The sequence below is a fragment of the Helicobacter enhydrae genome (assembly GCF_001693335.1).
In the GTDB taxonomy this organism is placed as follows: domain Bacteria; phylum Campylobacterota; class Campylobacteria; order Campylobacterales; family Helicobacteraceae; genus Helicobacter_G; species Helicobacter_G enhydrae.
In genome coordinates this window covers 177,183-199,940 of sequence record NZ_CP016503.1, presented here as the reverse complement: position 1 = coordinate 199,940, position 22,758 = coordinate 177,183, and the positions used below count along the sequence as shown (strand labels likewise).

Annotated in this window: 22 protein-coding genes and 1 other RNA gene; 12 read left to right on the top strand and 11 right to left on the bottom strand. The window is 40.1% G+C overall.

Translation table 11 applies throughout. From position 1 onward, the window contains the following. Window positions 1–23 precede the first annotated feature (23 nt). Window positions 24–342: RNase P RNA component class A (gene rnpB / locus BBW65_RS00970), an RNA gene on the top strand. Between the two features lie 4 nt (window positions 343–346). Here the strand turns inward: rnpB and BBW65_RS00965 are convergent. Further along, window positions 347–1,540: an outer membrane beta-barrel protein gene (locus tag BBW65_RS00965; protein ID WP_083985951.1), complete on the bottom strand. Its 1,194-nt coding sequence runs from the start codon at window positions 1,538–1,540 to the stop codon at window positions 347–349. After that, window positions 1,486–2,478: a type I glyceraldehyde-3-phosphate dehydrogenase gene (gene gap / locus BBW65_RS00960; RefSeq protein ID WP_066338506.1), complete on the bottom strand. Its 993-nt coding sequence runs from the start codon at window positions 2,476–2,478 to the stop codon at window positions 1,486–1,488. Before gap ends, BBW65_RS00965 begins: the two co-directional genes overlap by 55 nt. A gap of 889 nt (window positions 2,479–3,367) precedes the next feature. On the opposite strand from gap, the gene BBW65_RS00955 reads away from it, so the two are divergent. From BBW65_RS00955 to BBW65_RS00930, 6 genes are all read left to right on the top strand, one after another. Then, the gene (locus tag BBW65_RS00955) at window positions 3,368–3,940 is read left to right on the top strand and encodes a hypothetical protein (protein ID WP_199919443.1); all 573 of its coding nucleotides are present in this window, start codon (window positions 3,368–3,370) and stop codon (window positions 3,938–3,940) included. Window positions 3,941–4,012: 72 nt separating this feature from the next. After that, complete coding sequence (rplI, locus tag BBW65_RS00950) at window positions 4,013–4,459, top strand: 50S ribosomal protein L9 (RefSeq protein ID WP_066338502.1); 447 nt, start codon at window positions 4,013–4,015, stop codon at window positions 4,457–4,459. 2 nt (window positions 4,460–4,461) lie between these two features. Beyond that, a complete protein-coding gene (gene hslV / locus BBW65_RS00945) occupies window positions 4,462–5,004 on the top strand; it encodes an ATP-dependent protease subunit HslV (protein WP_066338500.1) in 543 nt (180 codons plus the stop codon). A gap of 2 nt (window positions 5,005–5,006) precedes the next feature. Further along, window positions 5,007–6,335: an HslU--HslV peptidase ATPase subunit gene (gene hslU / locus BBW65_RS00940; protein ID WP_199919487.1), complete on the top strand. Its 1,329-nt coding sequence runs from the start codon at window positions 5,007–5,009 to the stop codon at window positions 6,333–6,335. Beyond that, the gene (era, locus tag BBW65_RS00935; protein WP_066338496.1) at window positions 6,336–7,226 is read left to right on the top strand and encodes a GTPase Era; all 891 of its coding nucleotides are present in this window, start codon (window positions 6,336–6,338) and stop codon (window positions 7,224–7,226) included. A 28-nt stretch (window positions 7,227–7,254) separates the two neighbouring features. Further along, entirely contained in the window at window positions 7,255–8,274 is a 1,020-nt protein-coding gene (locus BBW65_RS00930) for a L,D-transpeptidase family protein (protein ID WP_233702063.1), read from the top strand. Here BBW65_RS00930 and lpxB read toward each other — a convergent pair whose 3' ends face one another. Then, window positions 8,275–9,333 carry a lipid-A-disaccharide synthase gene (gene lpxB / locus BBW65_RS00925; RefSeq protein WP_066338494.1) on the bottom strand — a complete coding sequence of 353 codons (1,059 nt, stop codon included), beginning with the start codon at window positions 9,331–9,333 and terminating at the stop codon, window positions 8,275–8,277. A 71-nt stretch (window positions 9,334–9,404) separates the two neighbouring features. Between lpxB and ispG the strand changes: the two genes are divergently transcribed. Together ispG and BBW65_RS00915 are read left to right on the top strand one after the other, a co-directional pair. Further along, entirely contained in the window at window positions 9,405–10,481 is a 1,077-nt protein-coding gene (gene ispG / locus BBW65_RS00920) for a flavodoxin-dependent (E)-4-hydroxy-3-methylbut-2-enyl-diphosphate synthase (RefSeq protein ID WP_066338491.1), read from the top strand. Between the two features lie 229 nt (window positions 10,482–10,710). After that, window positions 10,711–12,162, top strand: coding sequence for a phosphoethanolamine transferase (locus tag BBW65_RS00915; protein WP_066338489.1), 1,452 nt, complete (start codon window positions 10,711–10,713; stop codon window positions 12,160–12,162). Here BBW65_RS00915 and BBW65_RS00910 read toward each other — a convergent pair. The 8 genes from BBW65_RS00910 to BBW65_RS00875 all read right to left on the bottom strand — a co-directional run bounded on the left by BBW65_RS00910 (window position 12,154) and on the right by BBW65_RS00875 (window position 19,320). Beyond that, window positions 12,154–12,942, bottom strand: coding sequence for a UDP-N-acetylmuramate dehydrogenase (locus BBW65_RS00910; RefSeq protein ID WP_066338487.1), 789 nt, complete (start codon window positions 12,940–12,942; stop codon window positions 12,154–12,156). The two genes, BBW65_RS00915 and BBW65_RS00910, sit on opposite strands and share 9 nt — an antisense overlap. Before the next feature lie 3 nt (window positions 12,943–12,945). Beyond that, a complete protein-coding gene (fliQ, locus tag BBW65_RS00905; RefSeq protein ID WP_066338484.1) occupies window positions 12,946–13,212 on the bottom strand; it encodes a flagellar biosynthesis protein FliQ in 267 nt (88 codons plus the stop codon). Between the two features lie 3 nt (window positions 13,213–13,215). Beyond that, window positions 13,216–14,538: an NCS2 family permease gene (locus BBW65_RS00900; protein ID WP_324609203.1), complete on the bottom strand. Its 1,323-nt coding sequence runs from the start codon at window positions 14,536–14,538 to the stop codon at window positions 13,216–13,218. Window positions 14,539–14,610: 72 nt separating this feature from the next. Then, complete coding sequence (locus tag BBW65_RS00895; RefSeq protein WP_066338483.1) at window positions 14,611–15,630, bottom strand: agmatine deiminase family protein; 1,020 nt, start codon at window positions 15,628–15,630, stop codon at window positions 14,611–14,613. A 238-nt stretch (window positions 15,631–15,868) separates the two neighbouring features. After that, on the bottom strand, window positions 15,869–17,530 hold the full coding sequence (locus BBW65_RS07835; RefSeq protein ID WP_233702061.1) for a hypothetical protein: 1,662 nt from the start codon (window positions 17,528–17,530) through the stop codon (window positions 15,869–15,871). A gap of 60 nt (window positions 17,531–17,590) precedes the next feature. Continuing rightward, a complete protein-coding gene (locus BBW65_RS00885; protein ID WP_066338480.1) occupies window positions 17,591–18,604 on the bottom strand; it encodes a hypothetical protein in 1,014 nt (337 codons plus the stop codon). A gap of 18 nt (window positions 18,605–18,622) precedes the next feature. Continuing rightward, window positions 18,623–18,907, bottom strand: a complete 285-nt coding sequence (locus BBW65_RS00880) for a YkgJ family cysteine cluster protein (RefSeq protein WP_066338479.1) — start codon at window positions 18,905–18,907, stop codon at window positions 18,623–18,625. Further along, window positions 18,907–19,320 (bottom strand): hypothetical protein, encoded by a 414-nt coding sequence (locus BBW65_RS00875; RefSeq protein ID WP_066338477.1) that lies wholly within the window; start codon window positions 19,318–19,320, stop codon window positions 18,907–18,909. The genes BBW65_RS00880 and BBW65_RS00875 overlap by 1 nt, the downstream gene beginning before the upstream one ends. A 330-nt stretch (window positions 19,321–19,650) precedes the next feature. Between BBW65_RS00875 and rho the strand changes: the two genes are divergently transcribed. The 3 genes from rho to BBW65_RS00860 are packed head-to-tail and all read left to right on the top strand — an operon-like array spanning window position 19,651 to window position 22,722. Continuing rightward, complete coding sequence (gene rho, locus BBW65_RS00870) at window positions 19,651–20,958, top strand: transcription termination factor Rho (protein ID WP_066338475.1); 1,308 nt, start codon at window positions 19,651–19,653, stop codon at window positions 20,956–20,958. Continuing rightward, window positions 20,958–21,710, top strand: coding sequence for a glutamate racemase (murI, locus tag BBW65_RS00865; protein ID WP_066338473.1), 753 nt, complete (start codon window positions 20,958–20,960; stop codon window positions 21,708–21,710). The genes rho and murI overlap by 1 nt, the downstream gene beginning before the upstream one ends. Before the next feature lie 37 nt (window positions 21,711–21,747). Continuing rightward, window positions 21,748–22,722 carry a glycosyltransferase family 2 protein gene (locus tag BBW65_RS00860; RefSeq protein WP_066338471.1) on the top strand — a complete coding sequence of 325 codons (975 nt, stop codon included), beginning with the start codon at window positions 21,748–21,750 and terminating at the stop codon, window positions 22,720–22,722. Window positions 22,723–22,758: the final 36 nt, after the last annotated feature.

The window sequence follows — 22,758 nt, the reverse complement described above, 5'->3', positions numbered from 1 at the left end:
ATTAGCTACAATCTCAATGTGAATAGGTGTAGTAGGTGGCTACTTTGTTTTCAAAGAGGAAAGTCCGAGCTACACAAAGACAGGATTCCATTTAACAAATGGCTAGAGTAATCTAAGGGAAAGTGCAACAGAAAATAACCGCCACTTGTGGTAAGGGTGAAAAGGCGGGGTAAAAGCCCACCGATTTTGGAGCAATCCAAAATGCCGTGCAAACCCAATCCGTAGCAAGAGAAGTTGGTTTGAAGTCTTTGATTTTTGCTTCTCGCTTGATGGGTATTGTGAAATACCCACTAGATAAATATCCACCCACGACAGAACTCGGCTTATCGCTACGCCTATCACTATCCTAAAACACATAAGTATAAGAAACACCGATCATCCAAGTCGAAAACTCCGATCTCATCGCTGATTCTAAAACACCTTGAAGCAATGGCATTTTGAATTCAAACTCAAAACGATTGTTTTGGAACAAAGTATAAGCCGCTCCAACTGACACCATAGGCAACACAAAGACTTTTTCTAGCAGTTGTGTGTCATCATTGCTAAAAGCATATTGAGCCACCCCCAAACCAAACCCACCAAAAATCCCCACACTATGCTCATCACCAATCACCAAAAAATCATACAAGCCCTCAAAATAAAAACTATAGTTGAGCTCTGCATTCGCCTTGATGATGGCATTGTGCGTCCCATCATCATATTCTGTAGTCAGCTCGTTTGCCCAATGCCCCAAGTGTGCATAAGCCCTCACTCCAAGATATGAGGTGAAATAATGCTGATAACCCAAGCGAAAATAATAAGTGAAACTATCCTCATAGAAACGCTGGTTGCCATTATTGCCACTCACCCACAAACGCTCAAAATCCCCTCCGATTCCAGCCCCTAGCATCACCCCATTGCGATTATGGATGAACAATGGCTCTTCGTCATCATCTGTATATCCCTCTCGCGGTCGCTGTGGCGGAGGCAAAGTCTTTGGTGGCACATTATAGACAATGGGAGGCGGGATTTTGGTGCGTGGTGGCGTATAGACTTTGTCAAACATCATATCTTGGGTGATTTCTCTAGATGGAGAGACATAGATATTGAGATTTTGGCGATTGTCTTGTGGATTGGGATAGAGTGGAGGATAGATTTTTGGCGTGATTTTTGTCGTGCTAGATTCGCGAGGTGTAGTGGGATGAACATGGATCACTGGTGGCACACTCACAATCCCTTGCTGTGCCTTTGAAGCAGGTTTGATTTGTGGAGAAATGGTCATATTGGAGTTAGAATAACTCATTGGTTTTTTGGATGGGACAATCTTGGGTTTAATCATCCCCCTACCCTGTGCCTGTGTTGCGTTTTGTGATTTGGGTGCTGGTGTGATTTTTGGAGCAATTTTCCCTTGCTGTTGATATGATTTTTGTGCTGAAGCAGGTCTTTGATCAGGTGGGGTTATGACATAGTTTGGTGCCCCAAAAGCACACACTGCCAAAAAAATAATCAATCTTTGCATATATACTCTGCCATTTCTACGATTCTGTTTGCATACCCCCATTCATTGTCATACCACCCCATCACCTTGACATACTCCCCCTGCATCACAAAGCTCAAATCCTTTGCCAAAATCACGCTATGGGGATTTCCGATAAAATCACTTGAAACCCTATAGCCATCATCTATACTCACAATCCCCCGCATTCCCTCACTAGCATAATGCTCAAACAAAACATTCACTTGCTTCAAATCCGCACGAGTGTGCAAATGCAAAGCCAAATCCACCATCGACACATCAGCCACTGGCACTCTGACACTATGACCATCGATTTTGCCTTTTAGCGTTGGCAAAACAAGGTGCAACGCTTTGGCAGATCCTGTGGTTGTTGGGATGATGTTAAGTCCTGCATTACGACTTCTGCGTTTATCGCTACGATGTGCATTGTCCAAAAGGTTCTGATCATTGGTATAAGAATGGATTGTGCTCAAAATGGCATTGTGGATTCTGAAATGTTCCTCAAAAATCTTGCAAATTGGAGCGAGTGCATTGGTGGTGCAAGAGGCGTTTGAGATGATTGGCTCTCCATTGTAGAGATGGTGATTGACCCCCATTACAAAAGTCGGCGTATCATCTTGGGCAGGAGCGGAGAAAATCACGCGTTTTGCCCCCTTGTCCAAATGATGCTGCACCTGTTCGCGTCGCAAAAACAAGCCACTTGATTCGATCACAACATCCGCACCCAAAGACGCAAAATCAAGATCATACGGATTGGCACAATTGAATACTTTGATGTGCTGATTTCCTACGCACAAAAAACCATCTTGATATTGGATCGGCAAATCAAGTCTGCGATGCACGCTATCGTTTTGGAGAAGATAAGCCAAAATCTCCCAATCACTCACATCATTAATCCCCACAAGCTCAACATTTGGATTTGCAAAAATCACGCGTGCGATACTGCGTCCCAAACGCCCAAAGCCATTTAATGCAATCTTCAACTATCACTCCTTATTGCCTGATTGATATGCTAGAAGCAAAAATCGCTCCATTTCTGAGAGAAAAGTCGAGCAAGATTTGATAAAAAGTCAGATAAAAGCACATCTTTTGAGTGATTCTAGAATCTCTTAGTTTCTCTTTTTTGGGAGTTGGTTTTGCACAAGCACACTTATTGGTTTTCAAATCCCACTTTGCTTTTTTCTATAAGGGGGACAAGGGGGTTTATTGCGAGGCACCCCCCTTATCCCCCTTAAAATCCCCCAAACCCCTGCCCGCTTTTTTGTGTGACAACCTAACGATAGAGTGCAATATTTTTGTTTTATTGTGTTTGGTGGTTTTTCTTTGAATCTAGTTTTTGTATTTATTTCTTATATTCTTAGAATCTTGTTACAACTTTTTAAAAAATCACAAAATATATAAACCATCACTATTTCATAAAGGCAATGCAAACCGCTGACCAAACTAACCTTGTAGAACCAAAAAAGATTCCAAGTCAATGTAATCTTGAACGAGCCTTGCTAATGCAATGCTGGGGTTATGGGGGTTGTTAAGGGGGATAAGGGGAACGCTTGCTTTAAGTTCCCCTTGCCCCCCTTAAGAAAGATCTTAGGGGATTCTAGGATTGCATAAAGGGTGCTTCGCTCAAGCCAACTTGAAAAGAAACTCTAAGCCGTGCTTGAAAAAGTAGAAAGTATGCTTTTATCCAAAGCAAAGATACAAAAATCTAAAAAATGCGTATCTGTCAAACCAATCCCAAAAACACAATCTGCAATATCCAATTAAATGAAATTTGAACCACCAAACAGACACCAATCATTTGAAAAACTTCATTTAAGTATCAAAATTCAATATAATGCCAACTCTATTAATCAAAATCAAAGCGAGGTCACAATGCCAAAACAACTTCTATTTCTATCCACTCTATTGGCTATTTTTATCTTCAGTGGATGTGCGACACAACAAGTCATTTTTTCTCAAAACAAGCTTTGCCATCACCCCATCACAACGCTTAAGATTCAAAATATCATCAAAAAAGAGGGCTTTGCCACGATCTCTCAGCAAGAATTCGCCTCCCTCCTCAAAGAAGTCATTTTGAGCACAAATTGCGTCACACTCACACAGGATCAAAACCCAAGTGATGGCTATGTTGCCAATATTGACTACAAAGTGCAAATCCACAATGCAGAAGAGAAGCAAACCTTCAGCACCAAAACCCAAAACACTCTCCAAGCAATCGTCACTTTTAACTTCAGCAATGAAAAAGAACTACGCAAAGAAGTCGGCACTTCAACGATTGTGACAGAAGGTAAAAAAATTCTAGGGATGGGGGATGGGGCAAGTGTTGATGTCAATGATGAAAAAAACGCACTCAAAAACTCTGTCTTAGTTGTCATCACCAATCTCATCAAATCGCTTCAGTCAGAGCAGACAGCAGATCAAGCGACTTCTAAAGATTCTCAATAAAAGCCAAAGATAACTTGTCTAAAAGTTATTTTTGCTACAATATTTCAAAATCCAGCATTTAGGAGAATATCAATGAAGGTTCTTTTGTTAGAAAACATTCAGTCCTTAGGGAAAAAGGGAGATGTCGTTGAGGTCAAAGACGGATATGGTCAAAATTTTTTGATTGCCAAAGGCAAAGCGAAGCACGCGACAAATGAGGTGATCAATCGCTACAAAGCAGAGCAAAAAAACCTACAAGAGCAGCTCGCACTCCAAGAGGCACAAAGACAAGCTCTAGCCAAACAACTCCAAGAGCTAAAGATCGTATTGAGCAAAAAAGCAGGTGAAAGCGGTGCACTTTTTGGAGCAATCACAAAAGATGAGATTTCTCAAGCATTGCAAGCACAGCACCATATCAGCATCGACAAAAAGCATATCGAGATAGACACATCAATCAAGCACACAGGAAGCTATGAGGTTTGTGCCAATCTAGGCAATGGCATACACGCCAAGTTTCACCTTGAAGTATTGGGAGATTAAAAGTGTTTGACGCAACGACGATTTTGGGCTATCGCACAGAGTTTGAAGGCAAAAAATATGCAGTCATCGGGGGAGATGGACAAGTGACACTAGGGAATTGTGTGGTCAAAGCCAATGCCACAAAGATACGCAAACTCTATAATGGCAAGATTTTGAGTGGCTTTGCAGGAAGCACGGCTGATGCTTTTCAATTGTTTGATATGTTTGAACGCATTTTGGAATCCAAAAAGGGCGATTTGCTCAAAAGCATTCTTGACTTTTCCAAAGAATGGCGTAAGGACAAATATTTGAGACGCCTTGAAGCGATGATGATTGTCCTCAACGAGGATCACATCTATATTTTGAGTGGCACGGGTGATGTTTTGGAGCCAGAGGATGGTCAAATCGCAGCGATTGGAAGTGGGGGGAATTATGCGTTGAGCTCTGCAAGGGCGTTGCACCAGTTCGCCCACCTTGATCCAAAAACACTCGTAGAAGAATCGCTAAAAATTGCAGGGGAATTGTGCATTTACACCAACACAAATATCAAAATTTTGGAGCTTTGATGATAGACAAACAGACTTTAACACCACCAGAAATCGTGACTTATCTTGATGAATACATCATCGGACAAAAAGAAGCCAAAAAAAGCATTGCGATTGCACTAAGAAATCGCTATCGTCGTTTCCAGCTTGACAAAGAAATGCAAGAAGAAATCACACCAAAAAACATCCTAATGATTGGCTCAACAGGAGTTGGAAAAACAGAAATCGCTAGAAGAATGGCAAAAATGCTCAACCTGCCATTTGTCAAAGTTGAAGCAAGCAAATACACAGAGGTGGGCTTTGTGGGGCGTGATGTAGAATCAATGGTGCGTGATTTGGTCAATGTCGCTCTCAATCTCGTGCAACAAGAGCATCAAGAAAAGCATCAAGAAGCGATACAAGACTACATCATCCAAAAAATCGCCAAAAAACTTCTGCCACCCCTACCCTCCTCTGCTTCAGAGGAAAAACAAGAGAGCTACAAAAAAAGCTTTGAAACAATGAAAGAAAAAGTTGCCAATGGCTCAATGGATCATCTGACAATCGAGATTGAAATCAGCAAAAAAAGTGATTTGGGCGATTTGGGTTTGCCTCCAGAAATGATGAAAGCTCAAGAATCAATCATCAAAATCATCGCCCCCACTCAAAATATCAAAAAAGAAATGAGTGTCAAAGAAGCCAAAGAAATGCTCAAAAGTGAAGCACTTGAAAACACTCTAGATCAAGAAAAAATCAAACTTGAAGCAATCAAAAGAGCTGAAAATGGAGGAATTATTTTTATCGATGAGATCGACAAAATCGCTGTGGGGAGCAAAGATTCTTCAAGAAGCGATCCTAGCAAAGAGGGAGTGCAAAGAGATTTGTTGCCCATTGTGGAGGGCAGCAATGTGCATACCAAGTATGGACAGATCGCAACAGATCATATTCTTTTCATCGCAGCAGGGGCATTTCATCTCAGCAAGCCCAGTGATTTGATACCCGAACTTCAAGGGAGATTCCCATTGCGTGTCGAGCTAGATTGCCTTGATGAAGAGGCGATGGTCAAAATCCTCACAAAGACCAAAAACTCTCTGCTTGAGCAATACCACGCTCTCCTAGCGACTGAGGGAGTGGAGCTTGTTTTCACCCCTCAAGCGATTGAGGAACTTGCCAAGCTCTCTATCCAAGCCAATCAAAAAACCGAAGATATCGGGGCTAGACGCTTACATACGACTATAGAAAAGGTTTTGGAAGATATTAGCTTCAATGCTCATCAACACAAGGGGGAGCAAATCGTGATTGATGCAGATTTGGTGCGTGAAAAACTAGCACATTTGGTAGAAAATGTCGATCTTGCAAGGTATATTCTCTAAATGAGGGCGGGGTTTGTCGGTGTTTTGGGGCGTCCAAATGCTGGGAAATCCACCCTACTCAACACGCTTTGCGGAGAGCAATTAGCCCTAGTTTCACACAAAGCAAATGCCACACGCAAAAGAATGAATTTCATCATCAACCACACTTTTGATCAAAAAGAGGCTCAAATCATTTTTGTAGATACTCCGGGCATCCATCAGCAAGAAAAATTGCTCAATCAATTTATGCTACAAGAAGCCCTCAAAGCGATGGGAGATTGTGATCTCAATCTCTTTTTGGCTCCAGTTTATGATGATTTATCGCATTATCGAAACTTTTTGGAACTCAACAATCACAAGCCACACATCCTTTTATTGACACAATGCGACAAAGTGACGCAAGAGCAGATTCTCCAAAAAATCGCCTTGTATCAGCAAGAGGCTCCATATTTTGCTTCACTATTCCCCATCCATTGCAAAAAGCATTTTGATTTTACGCAGTTGCTCAATGAGATTGCCAAGCATTTGCCATCATCTCCTGCACTTTTTGAAGACGACATTTTGACCACTTCAAATATGCGTGAGATTTGCAAAGAGATGATTAGAGAGGCTATTTTTGAAAACCTAAGCGATGAAATCCCCTATCAAAGCGATGTCATCATCGAAAAATACATCCACAAACAAGGGATTAATGAGATTTTTGCAAAAATCATTGTGCAAAAAGAAAGCCAAAAAGCAATGGTGATCGGCAAAAACGGAGAATGTATCAAACGCATTGGCAAAAATGTGCGTCTCAAACTCGAAAGGCTTGAGGAAAAAAAGATTTTCTTGCGACTGAATGTTTTTGTCAATAAAAATTGGAATAAATCCAAAGAAGAACTTAAGAAAATAGGTTATGATTTTGATTCATAAGTTTAAACTTCAAACCAAAAGGCAAAAAGTGAAAAAAAATACATTGATGTTTTCCCTATTGTGTTTATTGAGTGCAAACACGATCCACGCCGATGATTTTGCAACGCAAAATTTGCTCAAAATCGTCAATGACTATCGTCAAGCTAGACTTGATCGCGTAGATCAAAATATCCAAGAATTGCTAGAACAAAAAGAATACTGGATCAACGCCCTAAGTCTGCAAGATACCCAATTTGGCTACTATGAAAAAATTGAATACATCTTTGTGTCAAACAAAAGTAAGCCCGACCTTAGTCTGTATCGTTTTGATTATGGGAAGCTCACTCAAATCGGAGAAAGCGATGCTTTGGTTGGTTCAGGAAGTGGAGAGAAAAAAACAAGCGGGGATTTGACAACTCCACTAGGAGTCTATGACCTCACAAACAAACTCACAAAGCTAGACCAATATTATGGACCGATGGCATTTGTCACCTCATACCCAAATGCCTATGACAAATCTCTCAAAAGAACAGGCTATGGGATTTGGATACACGGGATGCCCCTAAATGGCAATCGCGATGAGCTCAACACCAAGGGTTGTATTGCGATTGAAAATGAGATTATCAAAAAATACGAAAAATACATCAATCCTGATCAAACGATTCTTATAGTCTATGAAAACACCTACACCCCGCCAAGCAATCAAGAGCTTGCAAGCATCCTCTCTGAGCTCTATCGTTGGAAAAACGCTTGGCAAAAAAATGACTATGAACGCTATATGAGTTTTTATAGTCCAGATTTTCGCAAATCAAACGGCACAAATTATGAAAAATACGCCAAATACAAAGCACGCATTTTTGCCAAAAAAGAAAGCAAATCCATTCGTTTGCTCAATATCAATGTGATCCCCTACCCCAATGAAGACAATGAAAAAATCTTTCGCATCACTTTTGAGCAAAAATACAATGCCTACAAAAAAGACAAGCTCTCCTATAGCTCCGATAGCCAAAAAGAGATCTACCTCACCCTCAAACCCAATGGCAAAATCGCAATTTTGCTTGAAGAATAATCACTCTTTCAGGCTCCCTTGAGGAGCCAAAATCCTCTGTGCTAGATTGGCACTACTTCCAGATTTGAGATATTGTTTGATTTTTTGTGCTTTGGTAAAAAACTCCTTGGCATCCATCTCGCGGTATGCTTGCAAAAGCTTGGGAGCCTCGCAGTCTTGCTGTATCAGCTCCAAATGCAAAGCCTCATCCATAAAAGAAGTCGCCAAAATATTTGCCAAACCTATATAATCAATCTTGATCAAATGCCTCACAATCCATTCATCTATTTTTTTTGCCTTATAGCACAGAACAAATGGTGTGCCAATGATGGTAGATTGCAAAGTAGCCGTGCCACTGCAAATAAATGCGAACTTCGCCTCATACAAAGCCTTGTTGCTATCAAAGCTAAGCTCAAAATGCTTGATGTTTTCACCATAAAAATCATCTAAATCTTTTGAATCAAAAAATGGAGGTATCACTAGCACCTTTTTTTCATTTGGCATTGCCTTTGCCACTTCACACATAATAGGGAAAATGCGCGCAATTTCTCCTTGACGACTTCCGGGCATAAACACTATGCTCCCCTCTTTTTGCACCGCAGTTTTTTGCAAAACTAGCTCATCAAGCAAAGGGTGTCCGATATATTCCGCCTTCCCACCATACAACCCTATCTCAAAAGGCAAGATTCCATAAAGCTCATCAAAAACCCTTTTGATTGTTGCGATACGCCAAGGTTTCCACGCCCACACTTGTGGCAAAATGTAGTAGATGATTCGTTTTGAGGGATTGCGTTTTTTGATAGCTTTGGCTAGAGGGATATGAAAACTTGAGCTATCAAGCAACAACACCACATCTGCCTGCATTGCTAACTCAAGCATTTCTTTAAATACACTTCGGATAAAAAAAAGCTTTTTCACCACATCAACAAAGCCCATCACAGAAAAATCTTTGGGCGTATAAATCCCTTGAGTGTCCTCAAATTCATAAATCCCCACAAACTCAACCCCATCGAGATGTTTTCTAAGCTCATTAAGATGCAGATTTGAACTTGCCTCCAAAGCACTCACCAAAATCTTCACACTCTCTCCTTACAAAATAAAAACGCATTATGCTAGAATCTAGCCAAATTTTCAAATAACAAAGGCTAGAGATGAAACCACGCCGTAAAACCAAACAAATTTTTATCGGCAATGTCGCAATAGGTGGAGATGCACCCATTGCTATTCAAAGTATGACTTTTAGCAAAACTTGCGATATAGAAGCCACAAAAGCCCAAATCGATCGTTTGGCTCTTGCGGGGTGCCACATCGTGCGTGTCGCAGTCAGTGACGACAAAGACGCCCTAGCTCTCAAAGCCCTAAAAGACATTTCCCCACTTCCCATTGTGGCAGACATTCATTTCCGTTACAAACTTGCTCTCATCGCCTCTGAAAGCGTAGATGCGATCAGAATCAATCCCGGAAATATCGGAAGTCAAGAACGCATCAAAGCTGTAGCCGATGCTTGCAAAGCACGCAAAATCCCCATTCGCATTGGTGTGAATAGTGGAAGTTTGGAAAAACAATTTGAAACCAAATATGGTCCCACCCCTCAAGCAATGGTGCAATCAGCACTTTATAACATCAAGCTTTTGGAGGATTGCGGATTTGAAGACATCAAAATCTCGCTCAAAGCAAGTGATGTGGCACGCACGATCGAAGCCTACACACTCCTAGCTCAAGAAGAAATCCCCTATCCCTTTCATCTTGGCGTAACAGAAGCAGGGACACTGCAACATTCAATGATCAAAAGTTCGATGGCTTTGGGACATCTACTCCTCAATGGGATTGGCGATACGATGAGAGTCTCAATCACAGGAGAATTGGAAGAAGAAGTCAAAGTTGCACGCAATATTTTGCGTTATAGCGGACGCTTAAAAGAGGGGGTGAATATCATCTCTTGCCCCACTTGCGGAAGGATTGAAGCCAATCTTGTCAAAATGGTAGAGGAAGTAGAAAAACGCACCTCACACATCAAAGTCCCATTGCAACTTAGTGTAATGGGTTGTGCTGTGAATGCTTTGGGTGAAGCCAAACACGCAGACATTGCTATTGCATTTGGAAACAAAGATGGATTGATTATCAAAGATGGCAAAATCTTATGCAAGCTCAAAGAAGATCAGCTCCTAGAGGCTTTTATCCAAGAGGTTGAAACTCTAGCCCAACAAAGGCTCAAAGAGCAATCATAAATCATCTCTCAACACCATAAAATATTTAACCAAAAGGATACTGATGGCACAAAAACGCGATTTTCTAATCAAAGGCTTCGTTTATCTCACCATTCTTTACATTCTCTCAAGTATTTGGGGGAGCGGAAAATTATAGCTTTGTCACTTGGAGAAATATGCTGATAGGTAGCTCGATGTCGGCATTGTTCTTGTGGTTTCTTTCCATTCTGCCCCCCCCTTATGGCGTTTTGTGTTCTTTGTGATTCTAGTTATTTCAATCATTTGCTTTGCAGTAGATATTTTTTGTGTGTATTGGTTCAAACACGCTTTTAATCTAAATATGGCTTTCACTGCCTTTGAAACAAACTCCAAAGAAAGTGTTGAATTTCTAGAAACCTATCTAAATTGGAAGCTTTTGGGCATTTATCTTGTTTTTATTCTCTTGTCTATCTTTTATTGGCTCAAAATCACTCTTAAAGTTCCATCTAAAATCTACTATGCTTTTTTGGCTTTTTGTCTCTTTGGCTTTATCAACTTCGCAATTCATATTAGGACGATTTATAAGCCAGGATATTATTATTGGGCACGCCCTGAAATCTCTTATATAACACCACTAGGCTTTGCCACCAAATTGCATTTTGTTAGCAAAGAGATTGAGTCAATGCTACAAGCAGTCCAAAAGCTCAAAACCCAACTGCGTTCTACACAAATTGATATCCAAACAGAGAGCAAAACAAATATTGCAAACTTTGCGCTTATTATCGGAGAATCCACACAAAGAGGGCATATGCAACTTTATGGCTACCCCAAGCCAAACACCCCCAATCTCATCAAACTCCAACAACAGGGCAATCTCTTTGTTTTCACAGATGTTATCTCTCCTCACGCACAGACTAATCTATCTTTGCAAACCGTTCTAACTTTTGCAAATTATGAAAATGCAAAAACCCCTTGGTATCAACAAGCAAACCTCGTCTCTATTGTGCAAACACAATATCCAACCTATTGGTTTTCCAATCAAGAACCTCCGATTTACCCTTATCCACCCTCACTCATCGGCTCTCTTGCTCAATATAGTAATTTTGTTGCTGAACAATATACAGGTTTTGATGAAAGATTGCTTCAAGCCTTTGATAGCGCAAACATCACATCTCAAAAGGGTTTTTATGTCTTTCATTTGATGGGCACACACGGAACATATCAAAGTCGCTATCCCAAAGCATTTGAGCTTTTTCCAATCCCAGCCTTTAACACCCATCAACGCCGTATTACACAATATGATAATGCTATTTTTTACAATGACTATATTGTCAGCGAGATTTTCAAACGCTTTGCGTCCAAAGATGCTCTAGTGCTTTATTTTTCTGATCACGGAGAAGAAGTGCATGAGCTAGGTGAGTTTGTAGGTCACGGATCAAATCCTGCAAGTCGTTTTCAGCTTGAAATCCCAATGATGATTTATGTGAGTGATATTTTTAAGCAAAAACATCCAGAGATTGTGCAAAAGATTCAAGCCTCCCTCAATCGTCCTTATATGACTGATGATTTGATCCATACAATCCTTGATCTCTTGGGTATCAAAACCGCAGAATCTCAATCTAGCAGAAGTATAGTTTCCAAAGATTTTGATACAAAACGCAAGAGAATGATTGGAAATCAAGACTACGACAAGGATTTAAAAGGGCAAAAAGCATTAAGGTAGCGAGTCAATCACCACCACTTCACACTCAAGTTCAATCCCACTTGCTTCGCTAACACGCTTCTTGGCAAGAGCGATAAGCTCCATTGCCTCATCAAATGTCCCACCTCCAAGATTTACCAAAAAATTAGAATGCTTTTGGCTAAATCCCACGCCCCCTATGCTATATCCTCTAAGCCCTACAGATTCTAGCAATCTCCCCGCAAAGTCCCCCTTTGGATTTTTGAAACAACTCCCACAGCTTGGCTCTTTTGGGTGCGTATGACGCATTTTGTCAAACACTTCAACCAACTCTTCCCTAAAGCCTTTTTGTTTATAAAACCTCACTGCATAAATCACAGAATCAATCCCACTATTGCGATAATCAAAAGCTATCTCTTCTTTTGGCACCCAACCCTGATCAAGCAAAACACTATGGATACTCAAACAAATCTCATATTCCTTCATTCCTGCATTCATTTTCACCAATCCACCAACACTACCGGGCAACCCCCTCAAAAACTCCAATCCTCCAAGGTCTTGCTTTTTGAAATAGCTATAGAGCTTCCCGCTACTCACACCCCCACCCACCTCAATCAAATCCCCAAAATCCTGAAAATAATCAAAGCTTTTGCCCAATATGTATAGATTTTTGGCGTTGGGGGATACAAGTAGATTGTTTGCTTTGCCGATGATCACTCCATTGTTAGCCCAATCATCCACACACTCCACCACCCCCACTTCTATCGCACCCCCAATCCGAAGACTAGAGTATTTGGAAAAATCAATCAGTTTGCTTTGCATTGTCTAAAAAGGAAAACTTGGAATCAGCTCAAACACTCTACGCGTGTAGTCTAGCACCATATTTAGCATCCAAGGAAGTGTAAAAATCAACACCACAATCACAGCCAAAATCTTGGGAACAAATGTCAGTGTCATCTCATTGATCTGCGTCGTGGCTTGAAAAATGCTCACCATCAGCCCCACAATCAAACCAGCCAGCAACATAGGCAGAGAAATCAAAAGAGTGATCTTGTAAGTCTCAATCGCCAAAGCCATCAATTTCGCTTCCATAGCTTATCCTTGCATCAAAAATCCATGCACCAATATAGGCAAAACACTCAATGCCCCCAAAACCAATACACCGATGTTGATTCGCTCATATTGCTTCAAAGCTAAAGAGGCAAAAATATACACAATAAAACCAGCTGCCAAACCATTGGCAATAGAATAAGTCAAAGGCATCAAAATAATTGCAAAAAACGCAGACAATCCCGTAGGCAAATCCGCAAAATCAATGCGTCTCACTTCCAAAAACATCATCGCCCCCACAACAATCATACTTGGATAAATCGCAAACAAAGGAATCGAATCAAACAAAGGAAACAAAAACAAACAAAGTGCGAAAAACAAAGCACAAAAAACAGAGGTCAAGCCTGTTTTGCCACCCTCGCTCACCCCACTAGCACTCTCTAGGAAACTCGTAGTCGTCGAAACGCCCAAACTCGCCCCAATCACCGTGGCTGCCGCATCGACTTCCAATGTTTTTTCCAACACCTTATCGCCTTGATTGTTTTGGTTTTGGAACAATCCAATCTTAGCCCCCACTCCAGCAAGAGTGCCAAGCGAATCAAACAAATCAAGCACAAGCAAAGAAACAATCGTAGGCACGATAGAGAGGGACAAAACTCCCAAAATGTCCATTTTGAAAGCAATGGGGGCAATCGAAGCCGGGAGAGAGAAAAACTCTTTGGGCATAGGAGCGATTTGCAAACCCCACGCAATGAGACAGCAAGAAAAAATCCCAATCACAAACGCAGAGTGTATGCGTTTGGCACACAAAATCAAAGTGAGCAAAACGCCAAAAATCGTAATCCACACCTGAGGGGTATTGAGCTTACCAAGTGCAGGAAAACCACTTGGGGCAATGGTGATGATCCCTGAAGAATACAATCCAATCGTTGCGATAAAAGCCCCCAAACCTCCAGCAAGTGCAAACCTCAAACCAAGTGGAATGCTCCCAATCAACCATTGACGCATTTTGGTCAAAGAAACCAACAAAAAAATCACACCAGAGAGAAACACAACGCCCAATGCCTCCTCCCAGCTCAACCCCATCGTTTTGACCATACTAAAAGAAAAATAAGCATTTAGCCCCATTCCCACACTCATCGCAACAGGCACTTTTGCCCACAAACCACTAAGCAAAGTCGCAATACAAGTTGCCAAAATCACTGCTGTGATCAACGCATCTTTGGGCATTCCTGATACCGCAAGAATCGAAGAAGCCGTCGGGATAATATAAAGCATTGCCAAAAAGGTAGTCAAACCTGCGATAGCTTCGGTTTTTATACTACTCCCAACACGACTGACACCAAAATAACGATCAATCCAACTCAAACTACACTCCTTACACTTCTAAATCTTTGAAATGCCGTATTTTACAATTTTTCTACGATAGCCCCACACAAATCAATAAATCTGCATACTCACGCAATGCAAACTCCCGTGTTGCTTGATGAGCGTTTGGCAATCAATGCCAATCACTTCCCTATCAGGCAGTGCTTTCTGCAAAATGTCCAATGCTAGATTGTCATTTGTATCTTGATAAGTTGGCACAAGCAAAGCACCATTGACAAACAAAAAATTGGCATAAGTGGCAGGAAGTCTGTTGCCATCAGAATCATAGATAGCCCTTACAAAGGGGAGTTTGATCAATTCATAGGGATTGCCTGTGCTATCTCTTAGATTCTGAAGCTCTAGCTCCATTTGAAGCAATTCCTCATAATGCTCATCATTTTCATCATCACACCCCACATAAGCAATTTTGCTAGGAGAGAGAAATCTCGCTAGGGTATCAATATGGCTATCTGTGTCATCTCCAGCCAAATAACCATGATTGAGCCACAAAATACGCTCTGCCCCAAAAATTTCTTGGAGCTTGTATTCAATTTGATCTTGGCTAAGATGAGGATTGCGATTTGCCTCAAGCAGACATTGCGTATTTGTCAAAATACTCCCATTTCCATCACTCTCGATACTCCCACCCTCTAGCACCATCCCCACCCTACGCAACTCTCCATCAAAAACCCCTAGATTTTTCAGTCTTGCATTGACTTGATTATCAAAACAACTTGCAAACTTCAACCCCCACCCATTAAATCCAAAATCCAACAAGACATTTTGATCATTCTCCCAAAGATTGATTGCTCCAAAATCACGCGTCCAAGTGTCGTTCAATGGGACTTTTGCGATTTGCAAATCTTGTGAAGCAATCTCTTGGGCAAATCTTTGGCAAATCATCTCCTCTCCGCACACATCTCTAGGATCTATGCACAAAATCACCTCTTCAAATCGCAGAATCTCTGCAATGATTCTCACAAAGTTTGCCCTCGCCTCCTCCAAACACTCATTCCAATCACTCCATTGATGAGGAAAAGCAAGTAAAATCGCTCTATGCCTTTCCCACTCTGCACGCATTCTCTTTGACATCTTCTCTCCTTGTTTTTGAAATTGGGCTCAAAATAACTTAAGAATATTTTTGTCTATTTTAATAATTTTTTGTAGAGATATGCTTGTTTTCTTGTTTCTTTGCTTGATGAGGTATGTGTAATTGTAGATAGATAGACTTATTTTCATCGATTGGCTCACCCCCTATTCCCAATAAATCTTGAGCCTAAAATTTTCAAAACAGCAATGCTTAGGGGCAAAAACCCCTAAAATAGAATCTTTACCATTGCAATTTTCCTGTCCTATCAGATGTCTTCAATGTTTTCTCAACATCGCAAATGTCTTTAGTATCCAAAGTTTCTCCATAAAGCTCACAAATCCTATTTAAAGCATTATAAGTCCCTCTATCATCATTATTTGCATAAGCTAGTTGATAATCTTTAAATGAGGAATCTATAGTTGTCAATCGCTTGAAATGTGTTTCTTCTATCAGCTCTTCAAGTTTTATCCCATTCTCCATCAAAGCTGGCAATTTCTCTGCAATCCAATCTGCTATTTCCTCTGCTCTTAGTTTTGCTTTATCTCTTGCTGCCAACATACCAAAAAGAGAATCTATTGCCATATCTATACTTCTGTTTGTAATGACAACTGCAAATGCAGCTGCAACAATGGCTAGCACAGGGGCGACAAAAGGAGCAAGTGGAGGCATAATTCCTAACAATGCAGTTTCTAATTGTTTTTCTAAGCCTACCGCACCTACTACCCAAGCTGCTGAAAAAAGAGATTTTAAAATTGTCTTGATAAGTGTTCTAAAGTCTTTGATTTCTCCTTTAGCATAAGAGTAGATTCCATTATAAATGGACTTTGCAGAAGTTCGCAAAGCTCTCCAAAGTTGCCTTAAACTTGCAGCGATACTTTTGAAAATCTGCCCTACAATCCCAACTGCCACATCGATCGCACCAAATCCAGCACCTCTTGCAAATGTATCTTGAAAGGCTTTTAGCACCTTTTGTAGTAATCGTTTGATTCTAGTCATAATAGAAACTTCAGTATCTATTCTGCCATTAAACATATCTTTGACTTCCCAAATGATTCCATTTGCAAGAGTTGAAAGCGTGACAACAATAGCATCACTAAAGCCTGCTTGTGCGATATGACTACCAGCTGCAAGGCTTTGAGTTACCACTGCTGTTGTGCGTGGATTTTCAGCCATAAGACGATTACACACATTATTTTCATTTAATTTTTTTAAAGCAATTTTTGCTTTTTCTGCCTTTGCCACTTTCTGATCATTGCCTGGATACTTTTTGCCATTCTCAATCATTTTTTCTAAGTTTTCTTTATGCCTTTTGTAGTCATCAAATGGCATTCTAAGTTCATTTGCCGCCTTATTGTCTTTATCACCTTTTAAATACTTATCTTTTAGCAGTCCATTGGTATCCTTAATCACCTTAAGCTGTGCAGTTTTTATTGCATTGCCATCTTTGTCAATAGTTACTGTGTCTACTATTGGGTGATTTTTTTTCACCAAATCCCCCAATTTATCAAGGTTCATATTTTTCACTTCATCATCATAATAAGCCAAAATATATTCTACCTTTGCCCTATCTTTTTCATCGAGATTCTCTAGATTTTTGCCACTTGCAAGGATTTCTCGCACTTTTTTGATATCAGCAAGAGTGTCTGTTGTATAGGTTTTATTGCCACGATTAAAAAGAGAATCTTTTATATTTTGAAATCCTATATCAAGCTCCTCAAAAGTTTGCCCAAAATATTTGTCATTATTCTTGTGCTGATTATATACCCTATTAGCATCAAGTGTCATTTGCACACTTGCACCATAAGATGCATAAGTGTTTAAACTAAAAACATTTAATCCCAATCGTGCTAAAGTCTGTGTGCCAATTTCTTCAATCACTTCTTCATAGAGTGCTTTTTGCATCATTGTCTCCTTGATTTTATTCTTTTATTATGTAGCACTTTGGCTACATAAGTTTTGGGATTAACCCCATTTACGCTGTATCTCATCCATTAGCTCTTTACATCTTTTTTGATGCGATTTGAGAGCTTGTGTATCAGAATCTGTATCATTCATAATAGGTGCATTAATAGTTTTAACAAGAGTTTCTGCTTGTTGCACCATATTCAAAAGATGTTTTTGTTCAGATTCTGTCCATTTACTTGCCTCTATGCCTCTTTCTTCCATAAACATTGAAACAATATGCACTTCTCTCCATAATTTTGCATCCAACTCTGTTATAGCTACCTTTTTTTCCAATGTCTTGTTGATGACTGCTTCCCACACCAACGCTTCTGCCTGCATTACTTCACATAGTACCTTTACGCTGTCATAATAGGATTGAGCATCATACTTGTTCTTCTCTGCACTCGCAGCAAAAACTGAAGCGGCGACAGCAAGTACTGGTGCAGCAACGATGCTTCCTAAGACATATGTGCCTACAGCCATACCAAGCCCCCCAGTAGCCAATGAACCTCCGCCAAACCAAGCCAAAGTTGCATTTGTGGCAGCAGCACCACCCAAAGTACTAATCGCTGTGCCTGTAGATGCACTAGCAAGTAAAGTGACTCCACCAAATGCACCAAATCCTGCCATTGAACCAGCTACAGCACCACCTACAACGCCACCAATGGCACTTTGCAAATCTATGATGGAATGCTTTGTGTTTTCAAGCATATTAAATCCCTTTTCACCCAACACTTGACTCAAATCCACATCATTTTTTACATTGAGTTTGTCAATGATTTCTGCATATTGCCTAAGACTTCCATTGATGCTTTTGCTTTGCTCTTCTCCTAATGCCTCAAAATCTTTTTCAGCTTTTTTTCGTGATCCATTAAGTTTTGCCTCCGCTTTCTCATAAAGCCCTTTTACCTCTTCGTGCAACTCTTCAGCTTCTTTGACATCACTATAAGCATCATAACCTTTTTTTACTCCAAATGCAGCTGTTGCTAATGCTGCGCCTCCTAATAAAACTGGTATTAATGGTAATGGCATATTGCCTCCTTTTTTGAATTAAAATCTAAATTTCATATCTACGCCCTCTTTTTCTTGCAAGATTTTGCAAGATTTGATATTGAGGGCATAAAAAGCCTCTTTGCTGTAGAATCTATGATAAGTTTTTTCATACATTCTATCAATTCTGCAAATCTCCGGTCGTTTTTCATAAATCCTGCATAAATTGCTTGCTAAATCCAAATGTTTGCATACACCATTTCCCAAATCAAAAGCCTCTAATTCTTTGATTTGGGCTATGTTTTTGCAACATGCTCCACAACTTGTGCAAGGAAAATTTTGCATTACAACTTGATGAGATTGCGTCCCTGATCGGCTAAAACCAACATGGCTTTTGTCCAATCTGCATACACCAAAGCTAGATTATGACTCAAACCAAAGGTTTCAACCATCGTTTTTAGGACTTCTTTTTCACCCTCGTGTAAAGATTCAAGATGGGTGATATTATCAGCCATAGCCAAAGCCATCGTTTCTAGCAATACAATTTTTTGATGCTCCTTATCTTTAAATGCCTTGAGTGTGGTATTTAAGTCAAATTTGTCTTTGTCAAACTCTATATCCTCTATTTGCATCTCTGCACAATAAGCACTTATCACTTCTTTTTGGGAATCTGAAAAATTATCATTACTCCACGCAAAATGATGTGCAATTTCTAGAAATGCGACCTTTTCCTCTCTATCCAATAAATGCAATAACACTTTTACTCCTTAAAATCAATTAGGCTTTTAATTATAGCCCCCCCCCCAATAAGTCAAGTAAAAGTTTCCTTAATAAATATCTTTAATTTAAATTTTTATAATGTTGCATTGGATCTCAAACGCTTTCCTCACGCACTTTCTTCGATAAAATTGAATTACAAAAATGCAAAATTGCAACAAACATTTTTCAACAAATGTAGGATCCCTTGACTTATAAGTAAATTTTGGATTAAAATTACGCGTTCTTAAATCCCACAATCTTGTTAGTTATAGGTTTTAAAAACTCTTAATCAATCCTATTATTTATGAAATCTAGCCAAGGGAGTCTTAATGGCATCACCAAAAGAAAACAAAAACTCTAGGACGCATACCCCTGTTGAGGGTTACAGAATCGAAGAGCTACGCTCCAAACCTGTCACAGAGCTTACAAAAATCGCAAAAACAATGGGGATTGAAAATCCTCAAGAGTATCGTCGTCAAGATCTCATTTTTGAGATTCTAAAAAACCAAGTCAATCAAGGTGGATATATCCTTTTTACAGGTATTTTGGAGCTAAGCCACGAGGGCTATGGGTTTTTACGCGGGATCGATGGAAACTTTGCTGATAGTCAAAATGACACCTATGTGTCACAAAGTCAAATCCGCAAATTTGCCCTAAGAAATGGAGATATTGTCACAGGGCAAGTGCGTTCTCCAAAAGATCAAGAACGCTATTATGCTCTACTCAAAATTGAGGCAGTCAATTATCTCTCCATTGAAGAGGTGAAAAACAGACCTCTATTTGACAACCTCACGCCACTTTTCCCACTCGAACAACTTAGACTTGAATACAATCCCATGAAAGTTACAGGTAGAATGCTTGATCTTTTTAGCCCCATTGGCAAAGGACAAAGAGCACTCATAGTCGCCCCTCCACGCACAGGAAAAACCGAACTGATGAAAGAGTTGGCTCATGGCATTTCTGAAAACCACCCCGAAGTCAAACTCATGGTTTTGCTTGTCGATGAGCGACCAGAAGAGGTGACAGATATGGAGAGAAGTATCAGGGGGCAGGTTTTTAGCTCCACTTTTGATTTGCCCTCAAGCAACCATATCCGCGTAGCAGAGCTTGTGATCGAAAGAGCCAAAAGAATGGTGGAAATGGGAGAAGATGTCGTGATTTTGCTTGATTCTATTACACGACTTGCAAGAGCTTACAATGGTGCCACCCCCTCAAGTGGAAAAGTGCTTAGCGGAGGAGTTGATGCAAATGCCCTGCATAAACCCAAAAGATTTTTTGGAGCAGCTAGAAATATTGAGCAAGGGGGGAGTTTGACTATCATTGCCACAGCTCTCATTGAAACTGGCTCAAGAATGGATGAGGTGATTTTTGAAGAATTCAAAGGCACAGGAAATAGCGAAATCGTGCTTGCAAGAAATATCGCCGATCGCAGAATCTACCCTGCTTTTGATATCCTCAAATCAGGCACAAGAAAAGATGATCTTTTGCTAGGCAAAGAAAAGCTGACAAAGGTTTGGATGCTACGCAATGTAATGCAGCAAATGGACGACATCGAGGCATTGAGCTTCATCTATGCCAAAATGCAAAAAACCAAAGACAATGAAGAGTTTTTGAATCTTATGAACGAAAAAGAGTGATGAGAGCAGGAGTTTTTGATAGTGGTATAGGAGGAGTTAGCGTTCTAAAAAGTCTGCTTGACGCACGGCTTTTTGAAGAGATTGTTTATTATGGCGATACCGCAAGGGTGCCCTATGGGACCAAAGACAAAGAAACGATTATCCAATATTCTCTAGAAGCTCTTGAGTTTTTCAAATCCCAAAATATCGATATTCTAATCCTTGCGTGCAACACCGTGAGTGCATACGCACTAGATATTCTCAAACAACGCGTGAGTTTCCCAATCATTGGGGTGATTGAAGCAGGTGTTTTGGCATTGCAAAATACCGCTATGGACAAAAATGCCCAAATCCTAGTCATCGCGACACAGGCAACGACACAATCCCAAATCTACCCAAACGCACTCCACAAACTAGGCTACAAGCACATCACAGCATTGGCGACAAGTCTTTTTGTGCCTTTTGTAGAAGAGGGGATTTATGATGGAGAGTTTTTGCAAGAATGCCTCAAACACTATTTCTCCAAGCTCCAAACAACGCCTCAGTTTATCATTTTGGGATGCACGCATTATCCTTTCATCGCCAAAGCTATTAGCCAATATTTCAATCACCAATGCACCCTCATCCACTCAGGCAACGCAATCGTAGAGCAACTCAAAAAAGAATGCGCACTCACTCCCACTTTTGCAAACACCACCCTCAAATTCTTCTCCTCACAAAACAATCAAACACTAGAAAAAGAGGCATACAGACTGCTAAAACGCCAAGATTAGCTACAATTTATGCACTCTATATCCAAAGGAGTATAACTTGCCAAATTTCCCTACCCCACCAACAACTAATCCATTCTTCTCGATTGTGATTCCTGTTTATAATGTGGAGCGATACATCTCAAGATGTTTAAATTCCTGCATTCAGCAAATCTTCAAAGAGATTGAAATCATTATCGTTGATGATTGTGGCACAGATGATTCGATGCAAATTGCACAAGAGTTTGCAAAAGACAACAGAATCAAAATCCTCCACAATGCAACAAATCTCGGCACATTTCACACGCGACTAAAAGGCATACAAGAAGCGAATGGAGAATTTATCCTTTTTGTAGATTCTGATGATTATATTGATTTGGATACTTGCGAGAGGATTTACAATCTTTTGGCTCTAGATTACCAAGAAAACGGGGAATGGACAGATGTGTTGTGCTATCTTTTTGCAGAAAAAGATACAAAGCTAGATCAAACAATCATCAAACTTGACACACACAATCCCTATCAAGAAATGATAAATTTTTCACGCTGGAACCTTTGCAACAAGATTTACAAACGCTCAATCCTAAAAACAACTTCTAAATTTATCGAACAATATTTCCCTAATCTCCCCAAAATGAATATGGCTGAAGATGCACTTCAGTTTTTTATAACCGCCATATTTGTCAAAAGAAGTTTTGGAATCAGAGACAGCTTTTATCACTACTGCGAAAACCTCTCTTCAATCACCAAAACAGAAGACGAGCTGAAAATATCCCAATCAGTCCAACATTTTCAAGTCATTATCAAAATGCTTGATCTGATTCCATACCGAAATCTTCCGCACCCCAAAATCGTTCAAACAAACAAAATCACCCTTCAAAAAAATCTAGCCATCAATGCTTTTATTTTCCAAAAAACGATCAATGGGCAAAAAATGAATGTTTCAATTTATATCTCCATAAAACTTTGGCGTTATTACCAATCTTGGAAAGCAAAAGCCAAAATTCTACTCATCAATTTATTATCAAATGATTAACCCCAAGCTTTTGGCTCAAGGCTCTTTGATAGCTCA

Bases quoted from the DNA above. Each gene is read 5' to 3' on its own strand.
- BBW65_RS00895 (WP_066338483.1), bottom strand. From the start codon at position 15,630: ATGTCAAAGAGAATGCGTGCAGAGTGGGAAAGGCATAGAGCGATTTTA.
- BBW65_RS00910 (WP_066338487.1), bottom strand. From the start codon at position 12,942: ATGCAAAGCAAACTGATTGATTTTTCCAAATACTCTAGTCTTCGGATT.
- BBW65_RS00880 (WP_066338479.1), bottom strand. From the start codon at position 18,907: ATGCAAAATTTTCCTTGCACAAGTTGTGGAGCATGTTGCAAAAACATA.
- rplI (WP_066338502.1), top strand. From the start codon at position 4,013: ATGAAGGTTCTTTTGTTAGAAAACATTCAGTCCTTAGGGAAAAAGGGA.
- BBW65_RS00965 (WP_083985951.1), bottom strand. From the start codon at position 1,540: ATGGGGGTATGCAAACAGAATCGTAGAAATGGCAGAGTATATATGCAA.
- BBW65_RS00885 (WP_066338480.1), bottom strand. From the start codon at position 18,604: ATGCCATTACCATTAATACCAGTTTTATTAGGAGGCGCAGCATTAGCA.
- fliQ (WP_066338484.1), bottom strand. From the start codon at position 13,212: ATGGAAGCGAAATTGATGGCTTTGGCGATTGAGACTTACAAGATCACT.
- rho (WP_066338475.1), top strand. From the start codon at position 19,651: ATGGCATCACCAAAAGAAAACAAAAACTCTAGGACGCATACCCCTGTT.
- murI (WP_066338473.1), top strand. From the start codon at position 20,958: ATGAGAGCAGGAGTTTTTGATAGTGGTATAGGAGGAGTTAGCGTTCTA.
- BBW65_RS07835 (WP_233702061.1), bottom strand. From the start codon at position 17,530: ATGCAAAAAGCACTCTATGAAGAAGTGATTGAAGAAATTGGCACACAG.
- ispG (WP_066338491.1), top strand. From the start codon at position 9,405: ATGAAACCACGCCGTAAAACCAAACAAATTTTTATCGGCAATGTCGCA.
- BBW65_RS00955 (WP_199919443.1), top strand. From the start codon at position 3,368: ATGCCAAAACAACTTCTATTTCTATCCACTCTATTGGCTATTTTTATC.
- era (WP_066338496.1), top strand. From the start codon at position 6,336: ATGAGGGCGGGGTTTGTCGGTGTTTTGGGGCGTCCAAATGCTGGGAAA.